At 45.9% G+C, this 12,944-nt stretch carries 10 protein-coding genes; 7 read left to right on the top strand and 3 right to left on the bottom strand.

Annotation, left to right across the window (positions count from 1 at the left end; all coding sequences use genetic code 11):
* Positions 1-151 precede the first annotated feature (151 nt).
* The 5 genes from IAQ59_RS11025 (at position 152) to IAQ59_RS11005 (ending at position 8,241) form a co-directional block, all read left to right on the top strand.
* Positions 152-1,297 (top strand): endo-1,4-beta-xylanase, encoded by a 1,146-nt coding sequence (locus IAQ59_RS11025; RefSeq protein WP_209330868.1) that lies wholly within the window; start codon positions 152-154, stop codon positions 1,295-1,297.
* 22 nt (positions 1,298-1,319) lie between these two features.
* The gene (locus tag IAQ59_RS11020; protein ID WP_245189553.1) at positions 1,320-2,894 is read left to right on the top strand and encodes a glycoside hydrolase family 43 protein; all 1,575 of its coding nucleotides are present in this window, start codon (positions 1,320-1,322) and stop codon (positions 2,892-2,894) included.
* 98 nt (positions 2,895-2,992) lie between these two features.
* A complete protein-coding gene (locus IAQ59_RS11015) occupies positions 2,993-4,738 on the top strand; it encodes a glycoside hydrolase family 43 protein (protein WP_209330867.1) in 1,746 nt (581 codons plus the stop codon).
* Positions 4,739-4,897: 159 nt separating this feature from the next.
* Positions 4,898-6,982 carry a glycoside hydrolase family protein gene (locus IAQ59_RS11010; protein WP_209330866.1) on the top strand — a complete coding sequence of 695 codons (2,085 nt, stop codon included), beginning with the start codon at positions 4,898-4,900 and terminating at the stop codon, positions 6,980-6,982.
* Between the two features lie 149 nt (positions 6,983-7,131).
* A complete protein-coding gene (locus IAQ59_RS11005; protein ID WP_209330865.1) occupies positions 7,132-8,241 on the top strand; it encodes an endo-1,4-beta-xylanase in 1,110 nt (369 codons plus the stop codon).
* A gap of 66 nt (positions 8,242-8,307) precedes the next feature.
* On the opposite strand, the gene IAQ59_RS11000 is transcribed toward IAQ59_RS11005, so the two are convergent.
* Complete coding sequence (locus IAQ59_RS11000) at positions 8,308-10,218, bottom strand: 7TM-DISM domain-containing protein (RefSeq protein WP_342450698.1); 1,911 nt, start codon at positions 10,216-10,218, stop codon at positions 8,308-8,310.
* Positions 10,219-10,503: 285 nt separating this feature from the next.
* On the opposite strand from IAQ59_RS11000, the gene IAQ59_RS10995 reads away from it, so the two are divergent.
* The gene (locus IAQ59_RS10995) at positions 10,504-10,728 is read left to right on the top strand and encodes a group II intron maturase-specific domain-containing protein (RefSeq protein WP_342450702.1); all 225 of its coding nucleotides are present in this window, start codon (positions 10,504-10,506) and stop codon (positions 10,726-10,728) included.
* 83 nt (positions 10,729-10,811) lie between these two features.
* Positions 10,812-10,949: a hypothetical protein gene (locus IAQ59_RS10990; RefSeq protein WP_209330864.1), complete on the top strand. Its 138-nt coding sequence runs from the start codon at positions 10,812-10,814 to the stop codon at positions 10,947-10,949.
* Between the two features lie 25 nt (positions 10,950-10,974).
* Here the strand turns inward: IAQ59_RS10990 and IAQ59_RS22355 are convergent, their stop codons facing one another.
* Together IAQ59_RS22355 and IAQ59_RS22350 are read right to left on the bottom strand one after the other, a co-directional pair.
* Positions 10,975-11,802 (bottom strand): ATP-binding protein, encoded by an 828-nt coding sequence (locus tag IAQ59_RS22355; RefSeq protein WP_245189552.1) that lies wholly within the window; start codon positions 11,800-11,802, stop codon positions 10,975-10,977.
* Positions 11,803-11,856: 54 nt separating this feature from the next.
* On the bottom strand, positions 11,857-12,303 hold the full coding sequence (locus tag IAQ59_RS22350) for an AlbA family DNA-binding domain-containing protein (RefSeq protein ID WP_342450697.1): 447 nt from the start codon (positions 12,301-12,303) through the stop codon (positions 11,857-11,859).
* Between the last annotated feature and the right edge of the window lie 641 nt (positions 12,304-12,944).

Genomic DNA, 12,944 nt, shown 5'->3' with positions numbered 1-12,944 from the left:
ATAGTCGGCGCCCTCTACCGTAGGGGATTGCCCTTCGGATGTGTTTATTATTTGGGGAGGCTTCCGCTGAAGGACAAAGATTAACTTATTAAAGCCCGCCTGACCGTTCTAGATTGGCAGGCGGGCACACCAAAAAAGCAATTGCATACCTATGAATAAAAACCTATTGCTCAAATTCACCTTTACGGTATCCCTCGTATGGTTATCGTCCTTTTCCGTGGATCATAAAGCCCCAAGCCACGATGAGCTTTTCCTTCAGTCTGCCTTTGAAGGCAAGTTTCTTTTTGGGGCTGCACTCGGCCGCCGTCATATCAATGGAACGGATCTGAAAGGATTGGAGCTACTGCGGCAGCACTTCAATTCAATTGTAGCGGAAAATGTGATGAAAAGCGGGCCTATCCAACCCACCGAGGGCAACTTTAACTTTACGATGGCCGACCGCTTTGTCGAGATTGGACTGCAAGGTGGGTACCACATGGTAGGCCATACATTGATATGGCATTCACAGGCGCCGAAGTGGTTTTTTACGGATAAGGATGGAAACGATGTCAGTCCAGAGGTATTGACGCAGCGGATGAAAGACCATATTTATACCGTAGTAGGGAGATACAAGGGCAAGGTCCATGGGTGGGATGTAGTGAATGAGGCGATCTTGGACGATGGTTCATGGAGAAACAGCAAGTTTTATCAAATTCTGGGTGAAGACTTTGTAAAGTTGGCCTTTCAGTTTGCCCACGAAGCCGACCCGGATGCAGAACTCTATTACAACGACTATTCGATGGCCAATCCCGGAAAAAGAGAAGGGGTGGTGCGTATGGTGAAGCGTTTGCAGGAGCAGGGCATTCCCATACATGGGATAGGGATGCAAGGGCACATAGGTCTGGAATACCCTAGCATGAATCAATTTGAAAAGAGCATTTTGGCATTTTCAGAATTGAACGTGAATGTAATGATTACCGAACTGGATTTGACGGTATTGCCGGCGCCACGTAGAGATATGGGAGCGGATGTGGCCACAAACGCAGCATATCAGGAAAGCCTGAATCCTTACACCGAAGGATTGCCTGAAGAGGTGCAGCGAAAGTTTGATGAGCGGTACTTGGATCTGTTTGGCCTTCTTTTAAAGCACCATGACAAAATATCAAGGGTGACTCTTTGGGGAATTCAAGATGGGGATTCCTGGAAAAATGGATGGCCCGTAAGAGGCCGTACAGACTACCCCTTGTTGTTCAACAGAGATTATTCCCCCAAGCGGGTGGTCGGTGAAATCATTCATATGGCCACCGCATACCAATAATTATTTTTATCAAACCTGTTAAATGCCCCAAATGATCGTGATTCGAGCGTTTACCTTGTTCTGTAGCCTGCTAATAGTTAGCTATTCAGGGGAGCTAATGGCGCAAGGTGCGACGAATCCGATCATTTATGCTGACGTTCCCGACCCTTCTTTGATAAGGGTCGGGGATGTCTATTACATGAGCAGTACCACCATGCACATGAGTCCGGGACTCCCTTTGATGAAATCCACTGATTTAGTGAACTGGGAGATGCTGAACTATGCGTACGATGTCTTGGATACGGGGGATGACCTGGCGCTAACGGATGGTAAGTCCATGTATGGCAAAGGGTCTTGGGCCAGCAGCCTGCGCTATCATGAAGGGACTTACTATGTTTCCACTTTTTCAGGTAACACCAATAAAACCTACATTTACACGACCAATGATATAGAAAAGGGCGCATGGAAGGCAACCTCCTTTAGTCCTTCGCTTCATGACCACACGTTGTTTTTCGAAGGGGGCAAAGTTTATATGGTATGGGGAGCAGGAACCATAAAAATCGTGGAATTGGAGTCCGACCTTTCCGGGATAAAAATGGATACCGAGCGGGTGCTGATCGAAACTGCCCATGCACCCGTTGCACGCGAGATTATGCTCCCGGCAGAGGGCTCTCAGTTGTTTCAAATTAACGGGTATTATTACCTTCTTCATATCACATGGCCCCGTGGAGGGATGCGTACAGTGCTTGTTCATCGTTCAAAGGAACTAATGGGCCCCTACGAGGGCAGGGTCGCTTTAGAGGATAAAGGAGTGGCGCAGGGAGGCTTGGTGGAAGCTGTAGACGGAAATTGGTATGGCTATTTATTTCGCGACTTTGGCGCGGTTGGCCGTATCCCCTATCTGGTGCCCGTGAAATGGGAAGATAATTGGCCGGTTTTTGGAGTAGAAGGTCAAGTTCCCATGGAATTGCCCCAATTGCCAAAACAGCTTTCTGGTATTCCACCGATTGTGGCCTCAGATGATTTTAAACGGACCGCTAAACAGCCGAGACTGCCCTTGGTATGGCAGTGGAACCATCATCCGGTAAGTGAACTTTGGGATATAGACGGTGAAAAGGGACGCCTGATTCTGAAGTCGGATCGCACAGATGAATCCTGGCTTGCGGCAAGAAATACCCTGACTCAACGCACCTTTGGGCCAGTCAGCAGTGCTGCGGTAACCATTCATCTCAATGAGCTTAAAGAGGGAGATGTCGCAGGATTGGGTTTGCTTCAAAAACAGTATGGATGGCTGGGCGTACAGGTCAAAGAGGGAAAAAAAGTTCTTAGCCTGGAACTGGTTGACAAAGGCCAAGTCACGCGAACGTATGGAAAAATATTGGATAAAGACCGTATCCAGTTGAAGGTGTCTTGTGATTTTACGGACCGAAAAGACCAAGCTAATTTCTACTACAGTGAGAATGGAGGAAAGTCTTGGATTCCGTTTGGGCCGACCCTTCAGATGAACTATACCCTGCCTCATTTCATGGGCTACCGCTTTGCGCTGTTTTACTATGCCACCGTTGATCCGGGAGGAAGAGCTGGCTTCAGTGACTTTGTGCTTTCGCCAAGTCTCTAATGAAGCCGTTATCTTTGACTCAACGCATAGAAATAGCTAGTCAAAATCAGGTTGATAGGATGTTGAAATAACTTTGAGATACAAACCCACTATTATCGATGAAAGTCTACCGAAAGTATGTATTGCTCGTTGCATGGATGGTCTTGACGACTGTAGAGGCATTTTCCCAAAGTGGAAAAGCGAATCAGGCGGTGTTTCACCATGCCACCTATGTAGGAGAGGATCAAGTGTACCTGGACAATCCATTGGGAGCGGACGAATTCTATAATCCAATTCTTCAAGGGTGCTATCCGGATCCTTCTATCACGCGAAAAGGAGATGATTATTTCATGGTTGCTTCCTCTTTTGCAATGTTCCCGGGGGTGCCTATTTTCCATTCCAAGGATTTGGTAAACTGGACTCAGATAGGCCACGTGCTAGACCGTAAGTCTCAACTGAAAGTATCCGATGCAGGGATTGCTTTTGGGATTTTTGCGCCTGACATCAAATACAACCCTTTCAACGACACCTTCTACATGATCACCACGCAGTTTGCGGGCGGCATTGGAAATATGGTAGTCAAGACCAAGGATCCCTTTCAAGGCTGGAGCGACCCGATTCAACTCAAGTTTGATGGAATAGACCCCGGAATTTTCTTCGATGAAGATGGAAAGGCGTACGTGGTGCACAATGATGCCCCTGATCGGGGAAAGGAAAGGTATAGTGGTCATCGGGTCATTAAGATTTGGGAATATGATCTGGATAAGGATCAGGTGGTAGAAGGAACTGACAAGATTATCGTAGACGGTGGGGTGGACCCATCCAAAAATCCCATTTGGATAGAAGCCCCACACATCTATAAGAAAAATGGGGCATATTATTTAATGTGCGCTGAAGGAGGCACCGGCGACAATCATAGTGAGGTGATCTTTAAGAGCGACCACCCCATGGGGACGTATATTCCTGCTCCTTCAAACCCTATTTTGACGCAGCGGTATTTTGGTCGCAGAAGCAACCGGGTAGATTGGGCAGGCCATGCAGACTTGGTGTTAGGCCCGGATGGTAAATATTACGGTGTCTTTTTAGGAATTAGGCCCAACGAAAAGAATCGTGTAAATACGGGAAGAGAGACCTTTATCCTGCCGGTAGACTGGTCAGGAGAGTGGCCGGTTTTTGAAAATGGGCTTGTTCCTCTGGAGCCTAAACTGAAAATGCCGGCCGGCATAAGCGAAAATAAAACCGGGCAAGAAGGATTTTTTCCTAATGGGAATTTCACGTACACAGAAGATTTTAAGAGCGAAAGGCTGGACTTTAGGTGGATTGGACTGCGTGGGCCAAGGGAAGATTTTATGAAAACCACAAAAAATGGGGTGCAGATCACGCCATTTCCAGTGAACATAAAGGAAGTGAAACCCACGTCTACCTTGTTCTACAGGCAACAACACAAGCATTTCTCGTTTACTGCCACGCTCGATTACCAACCCCGATCCGAAAGAGATCTTGCAGGTATGGTTTGTTTGCAGAGTGAGGCATTTCATTATGTCTTTGGTGTAACCAAAGTAGGAGACGATTACCTACTAGTGCTCGAACGCACAGAGGCTGAAGGGAATGGAAGGAATCGAAAGGTTAATTCTACCATCATTGCCAGTACCCAGGTAGATCTTTTCAAGCCGATCACATTGCAGGTAAAGGCTACCTCCGACGATTACCAATTCGGCTATGCTACAGCGGGTGGAGAGCTTAAAAATCTAGGGGGTGTAGTATCCGGAGATATTTTATCTACGAACGTAGCAGGGGGCTTTACCGGAACCTTGATAGGTCTGTATGCGACTTCTGCAAATGATATCCTGCCGGGCAATCCCTGACCTCGCAGAGATGTGCACAACGGGAAATAAGAAACCGGTACCTATGCGCGCAATCTAAGGGGTAGAAGGTATCCTGCGGATCGCCTAGGGGGCAAGCAAAATAGTCATTTTGTCCGTCGATTGGCGGGCTGATAACCGATAAAACCAATTATTAATACCATGGAAAGAAACGTAAATGTGATTGTATGGAGGGTGGTTTCCATTTGTTGCATCAGTTTAGGCTGGCTTTTGGCGACCCATGCGTGGGGACAACAGACCCATTTGGCGCCTTTGGTGCGGGACGGGAAATATGTGCACACCCATCCCGGGAATCCCTATTTGCCCTTGTGGGAGCACCTACCAGATGGTGAACCCCGCGTATTTGAGGATCCGGACAATCCGGGAAAATACCGGGCATATATTATCGGTTCACATGATTTGCGTTTCGCCAGTTATTGCGGACCTGATATCCGCATGTGGTCGGCCCCAGTGGAGGATCTGACCCAATGGAGAGACGAGGGGGCTATTTTTACCTATGAAATAGACGGTCAGTGGGACGTCATGTACGCGCCTGACTTGGTAGAGGTGAAGCGAAAGGATGGGACGAAGGAATATTACTTATATCCCCACAGCCGCGGACCGGGTAGGGAGGCGATGGTGGCGAAGGGCCATAGACCTGATGGGCCGTTCACCCCGATCAATTTGACCGAGGACGGCCGCAATACATTGCCAGGTAGTATTTTGGGGTTTGATCCCGCTGTTTTTATAGAGTACGTCACGGACCCTGCTGACCCAGATTACGAAATTGGCTTTAGAGCCTATGCATATTGGGGATTTCAGAGATCGCTTGCGGCAGAGCTGGATCAAAATACCATGTATAGCCTGCGTCCCGGGACCGAAATCATACCTTATTTTTTGCCGGCAAGCAGCAGATACGGCGCGTTGAGAGACCCCGAGGGCACCACCTATCCTGCGATATATTCGGGCGAAGATTTAGGGTCTTTCAATTTCTTTGAAGCCTCTTCTATCCGAAAGGTTGGGAACAAATACATTACGGTATTTAGTGGGTATTCCGGGCCAGAGTACGGTGTAAGCAGTACCAACTCAACGCTGCGATATGCAGTGGGTGATTCACCGCTTGGGCCATGGAAGAGTGGAGGTGTGTTGGTGGATTCCAGAGGTCCGGTGCTAAACCAAGACGGAAGCGGGATTGTCCTGACTAACGGAGGGCATAACACGCATGGAAGTATTGAAGAGATCAACGGCCAATGGTATGCTTTTTACCACAAGCCTCCGAGGGGCTTCGGATTTGCGCGTCAGGCGGTAGTTGCACCGGTTGTTATTGAAGTAGATGAAAAGCCGGTAGCTGAGGGCGGAGGTGCTCGTATTCGGGCTTTTGACCCTTATGCTGAAAATAAGATTTGGACCGCCAAAGATAAACAAGGCCGGGAATATACCGGAGCTGAGGTGACCTCCGAAGGGTTTCATGTATATGGACTGGATCCCTACCGGTATTATTCTGCAGGATATGCCTCCTATCTTTCCGATATCAGCATTCAACAGGACTCCTGGGATATTTGGGATAATCACATGCCGATCACCCAAGTTAAAAATGGCCATATTATAGGGTATAAGTACTTTGGGTTTGGCGGATTAGCCGAGGATAAGTTGGGTTTGAAAGCGTTTGAAGGAACCAAGGTAGGAAATCAAACCGCGTTTAACTTGTTTTTGACACCGAAGACGAAACAGGCTTTCAAGGTGCATGTTTGGTTGGACGGCCCTTGGGATAACCAAACATGGAAAGGCACCAAGATTGGAACGATAGAAGTAGCTGCCAACACTCCTCAAGAGGCTACCAAATTCAAAATTGACGTGTCGTCCTTTGTGGATGACTTGGATAGAAAGCATGCAATCTTCCTGGTGGCTGAAGCGGACAACGGGGAGCCATTATTTGATTTATTGGGATTGGGATTTAGCGCCAGAAGAAAGGAGTTGGAGCGCCCGATATCTCCCAGTGTCCGTATTTCCGTAAATGGGCAAGCGTTGCAACTCCCCGAAGTGCCGGTGAGATCGACGAACGAAAACGGAATCTTGGACTACGAACGCTATGAGGTTCATGCCAACGTGCCTCTGGGAAAGACACCCCAGATTGAAGCGAGTTCAAATAATCCGAATGTGAAAATTTCAGTGGAGCGTAACAGTTCCAGTGCAATCGTAACCGGTGATTACCGAGGGGTGATCAAGAAGTATGTAGTCAACTATTGATCGAGGATTCCCGTCTGCCTGACATTTGGCACGATGGTTTTATACTGAGTATATCGCTTTCTGCCAGGCATTCAGTCTTGGCTAATCCAAGACTGAATGCTTCTTTTAGGAAAGTATGTGACCCTTTCCCAACGATAAATAATAAACAAATGCACAATTACCGCAACTATTTTTGGATCTGCGTAGTCTTATCGGCATCGCTTGTCAGCTGTGTTACTACCGATGATTCGGATCCGGAACTCGCCGAAGGAGTTGAGAGGCAACACGTTCCTTTGAAGGAGCTTTTCAAAGATCATTTTTTTATTGGAGCTGCGATAACTCCTGAACATACCGACGCCCGAACCCCTCATGGGAGTACCCTATTGGAGCACTTCAACAGTGTGACGGCCGAAAATGTAATGAAGCCGGATGCCATACAGCGTGTAAAAGGAGCCTATACGTGGACCAATGCGGACCGAATCGTTGATTTTGCCCTGGAAAATAATCTGAAGGTAAGGGGGCATACGCTGACTTGGCACTCGCAGACGCCAGATTGGTTTTTCTATGATGAACATGGTGATTTATTGTCCAAAGAAGTAGCGCTAGACCAACTGGAAGAACATATTACTACCGTGATGACCCGGTATAAGGGGCGTATTGACTCTTGGGATGTGGTAAATGAAGCCTTATATGATTGGGATCCGAATGGTCAGATAATCTACAGGGAAGATTCACCCTGGTACCAAATCATGGGGGAATCGTACATTGATTCTGCGTTCGTTTATGCACGTAGGGCAGACCCGGACGCAAAGCTTTTTTACAATGACTACAATGCCATTTTCAGTTGGAAGAGGGATAAGATTTACAACTTGGTCAAAAGGCTAAAGGACAATAATATCCCTATAGACGGCGTGGGTCTCCAAGGGCATTGGTCCGTAGGGACTTCCATACAGGATCTTCGGACTACCCTGGAGCTATTCAAAGGGCTAGGCGTGGAGGTACAGATCACCGAGTTGGACTTGTCTGTCTATTTATCAAACAATGAGCCCGGGTCTGAAATCTATACCGATGCGTTCAACTTAAGGCAACGGGTAGCTTATCGGGAGATATTCAGTGTGCTGCTAGACTACAGCGATATGATTACGGGAGTGACGTTTTGGGGAATAGGAGATGATGCGTCTTGGTTGGATAGGCCGGGAAGAAAGCATTTTCCTTTCCTATTGAATGAGCAGTTGGAGCCTAAGGATGCCTATCGCGACGTACAGCAATTATTGGAGTAGGGAGCAATAGGATCATGGCGTCAGGCAAGGCATCGATGCGGATAATACCATAAGGTTAAACCCGAGTTATTCCAACTCCACGAGTGCCAACGATTCCCAGCCGCTCAGTTCTTTGTTGTGCCCGACTTTTTCCATCGCCTGGGAGATCTTATTTTTGAATGCCCAGCACGTTTCCCTACGGAGTTCCAGAATTTCCGAGAGCTCATTTAAGGTCAGGTCTACATCTTTTCTATTGGAGAGATAGAGGATATAGAAGGCCTTTTCTATGGGGAATTTGAGTTTGTTGAAAAGCGTATATACCGTGGGAGATTCGAGGTAGTTGCAATTTTTGCACCGCCGGCTGAAGTTGGTTGTCTCTTGGAATTTTTTGTATTCACATTTCTTGCAGCGGTACCCATCTTTCCATTTCAGCTCTGCCAGAAACTTCAAGCAGGTCTCTTTATCGGGGAACACTTTTTTGAATTCTTCAAAGCCAAGGCCTTTCATCAGGGCAAGGCTTTTGGTGATTTCCTCCACCGAGGATTTCAATTCGGCATTCCTCTCCAGCAGCAATTGATTCATCTCGGTGACTCTTTTGTTGAGGTCTGCTAGCTTGGCGTTGCTGTCCTGAAGTTCATCGTTTTTAGTTGCCAAATCGGCCGCCATCCGCTCTATTTTTTCGGTTCGGGCTTTTACTTTTTCTTTCAGCTTGCTATTTAGCTCTTGGGTGAGTTGGTTGTTTTTCTCGAGTATCAGCGTTTTTTCCGCATTTGCCTGCAGTGCTTCATCCTGCAAAAACTTGATCTGATTAAAAATGGAAAAGGAGAAAAGAAGCATCTCCAGGAAAATTACCGGATACACCAGGTACCAGTTTAGGATCGCATTTTGGAAGAGTTCGATGCTACGGGAATAGGTGTAAATAATCACCAAAAACAGGCATGCGTAGGCGAAGACATAAGACCAAGAGTGGATTTTTTCTTTTAGGAGTTCCCGCATGCCAAACGCAAAGGGGATCAGCAAAATCAAGATGGTAATGACCAAGTAGGTGATGTAGTGTAACTCAATCCCAAAAAGTTGGTTGAGGAAAAAGAGAAGCTTCAGTGAAATGGCCCAATAGGTGAATTTTAGTACCCGGTCACTCTTGGTGTATTTCTGAACAAACCGGTTGGAAAACAGGAGAGTGGTCACGATAATGAAAAATTCGATGAGGTATTGATTGTTCAGTTTATTCAACGAAGGCATATTGGGCCAGAAGTACTGAAAACCCAAGCCGTCTCTGCCGAGAGAAAACAAGATGTAAACCAGTATAAGCGATGGGAAATAGAGGTAGAGCAAATCTTTAAGTTTGAAAAATAAATACAGGTTGAACGTCAGAATAAGAATCAACACCCCATAGTAGGTACCCAGCAAAAAGTATTCATTTAACGAGTGGTTTAGCGACCGGTCGTTAGCCCTGACATAAAAGCTGAATTGCAGGTTGTAGTCTCTCTTGATTTTGAGGTAATACGTTTTTTGCTCTCCCGGCCTTAAATCTAGCAGGTAGATAAAGTTTTTGTGTTGGATATTTCTACTGCCAAACGGCAGTTCATAGCCGGCTTCGTAGGCTTCAAATGTGCCGTCGGGATTGGGGAAATAGAAATTGATTTGGCTGATATCAAAGCCCCAGGATTCAAAATACCATGCCTTGTCGTAGGCGCTGTGGGAGTTTTTGATCGTAAGCCGGACCCAGATTGCGGATTCGTAAAAATCATACAGGATATGGGGATCCGTAACCTTTTGAAACAGGCGTTGAACCTTAGGTGCTTGTACATCTTCTACCGAATACTCGTTGGCGGTATCCAGCAGAAAATCCATTGTAGTACTGATCCGAAACTGGGACTCACCATCTTGAATCTCGAATACGGAAGGAGGCGACAATTCCTTTGCTTGAATTGCTGTCGGCGACAGCAACGCCAAGCCCCAAAAAAAGAATAGTGATGAAATGATGTGGTTCCTCACCTGAAGTCGTTCAATTTAAGTAGGAGTACCGAGGATTTACTTATTGTTAACCAAGGAAGGAAGGTAAGAGTTTTTCAGCGATTCCCTTTCAAACCTCCCGGCGAAATTGCAAAAAATTGCTTGTACGGCGGAACATCTGAACGGCATGCATTTTCGATGTTTACTTTCCTATTCTTTTTCGGATCTACCATATTTTTTGTCTCTCCCCTTGTGGACGTTTCGAGGATTTGCAGCATTATAAAGATTTGGCCCGTCCAAGCCATGCGTTTTTGATTTTCAAATGAAATCAATCCAAAGATACGAGAGTGGATTCAATACTATGGGAAAATAAGCCGTAGAAGTTTAAAATCGGTGTTTTATTACCTACACCATCGATTGATCAGGTGGATTTTGAACAAGTACAAGAGCTTCAAAGGAAGCAAGGTCAAGGCAGTTAAATGGCTTAGACAAGTTACCGTTTCTTATCCAAACCTGTTCTACCATTGGGAACTGGGCTACAAATTGGTCTAGTATAATTGACTATAACCGACTGCATAATAAGAGCCGTATGAAATGCCCAAGCATTCGTGAATACAACTAAAAACAAATCTATCATGAACAATCGAGAGATTCACTGCCTGTCTGTGAGAGGTTTAGGGGTGGGATTCCCCTTTACCTACTCGACTATCGCCTCGGTGTTCTTTTCTGCTCATTTGATTCTTCCATTTGTTTTATCCTTGAGCCAACCTTGAGCCCATTGTGAGCCAACTGAGCCAACTATGAGCCAACTCCTAGTTTGTAAATTGCACTCGATCCCTTTGTCCCAATATTTTTTAATAACCCCTTGTTTTCTAAATCCTTAATGTCTCTAGTAGCCGTTGCTTTTGAAACATCAGCTATCTCCTGATACTTCGAATTAGTAATTTCTCCATATTTTTTAGTGTACAGGATCACTTCAATCTGTCTTACATTTAGTCCGGCCTTCTTCAACTGCTCTTCGGTAAATCGGTCTTTGAATACCATGCTAAGGAATCCTCCTTGTTCTTCTTTTAAAACTGGTTCAGGCAACCCTGCATTTTTACAAGCTTCAATGATTTTGATTGTTCCCCTTCCCCAAGAGTCAATATAGCCTGCTTTGAAACAAACATCTGCAAGCAATGGGTTTCTGGGTTTCGATCGATGTACTTTCTTTAAATCTTCTTCGGAAATTCCTTCTGGCAAACCGCCATCATTCCAAACACTGAAATTATCCTCATACAATCGAATTTGTATGGGTGCTCCCATATAGTTCCGGTGAACTAAAGCATTGAGGAGCATCTCTCGGACAGCAGCAACTGGATATTCATCCAGTTCCACTCTTTGCATTCCCATAAAGTCAATCGGGTTAATGAAGAACTTGGCGTTAAGCATTTCTCCTATCCTGTCTTTGAGTTGTATCAGATTACCTTCTATTACCTCATGAAATTTCAGGTCGGCATCCGTTTCCCCGAATTTACCGATCTTAACCGCCATGTTCGGGTAGAATTTCCCAGGCTCTTTTCCAAATAAGACAATGGCTGCTCTTTTCAAATGTCCATTTTCAAGCAAACGCAATTTATCAAGCAAGTTAGATATGCTGATATCGTCTTCAACATTTATTCGTTTAACGATCCTTGAATCTTACAAAAATTGCTTAATGCTCGATTCATCAATGTCACTGAGGGAAGCCCTTTGTTCAGGAATATCATCCCATGTCTTTCCTGTTCTTCTTAAAATAAATTCGTTCAAAGCCAATCCAGTTATTTCCTGAAGAGTGCTTCCGGTACGCACATAATATTTACCTCTTACAGAAATCGGTACATCATACCGTGGAACAATAATTTCAAGATAGTAATTGTCCATTTCTTCTTGAAGGTTCACTTCCGCATACACGCCCAGAATATCCCGAAACTTATTGGGCAAATCTTCCAATAGTTTTTTATGGTTGTCAACACCAGTAACCTTGCCTTTATCGTCAATACCAATACACAGTTTACCTCCATTGCCATTGGCAAAACCACAAATCCATTTTAGGTATTCGTCTCTCCAGGATACTTTGAACTCAATATTTTGCGATTCTGATGTCACTACAGATAGTTAATAATTTATTAGTTATAAATTTACTTTTTTTTAATATCATTTTGATGCTCGGGTTTTTTACACTGAGCGATAACGGTTCTCAGCTATACGCAGGCAGGGAATTTTATCATTGAACTTCCTACGAAGAACTGAACTTCAAATTTACCAATTACCTGTCCTACGAAGCACGAAACCCCTGCTTGCGTATAGGTGATGTGTGTGCCCGGCATGGGCGTCTGGTATCGAAGATACCATAATATTCCAGAGGGTGTGCTGATTTCTCAGCATCCCTTACGTGCGGGGGTAACCCTGACCGTGTCAGGGCAGGCTGCTCCGAAGCGTTAGTCCCGCTATGGCGGGATTTCCACTTCGTTCCAACAAGTCCCCTGTTTTTCACAGGGGTGGTTTGCCGTGAGAGGACCGAGCGTAAAGAAATCTTCCAGTGGAAGATTTTAGTGAGGGGCCAGGGGGCGGGGTGGCAAGGCAGCGAGACTGCAAACCCCGGTTCCAACGAACATGCCCGAGCACGGGAGTGCGAAGGGGACGCACGCAGTGCTGGATACTGAGGCCTGGCAGCCCTCGATAGCTATCGGGGGGATGAGGTAGCACAGCATACTGACGTCCAAAGGGTGGGGAACCACCAAGTACCT

The sequence above is a fragment of the Lunatimonas salinarum genome (assembly GCF_017811155.1).
Taxonomy (GTDB): Bacteria; Bacteroidota; Bacteroidia; order Cytophagales; family Cyclobacteriaceae; genus Lunatimonas; species Lunatimonas salinarum.
The sequence above is the reverse complement of the archived record's forward strand: the minus strand, read 5'-3'. Positions and strand labels throughout refer to the sequence as shown.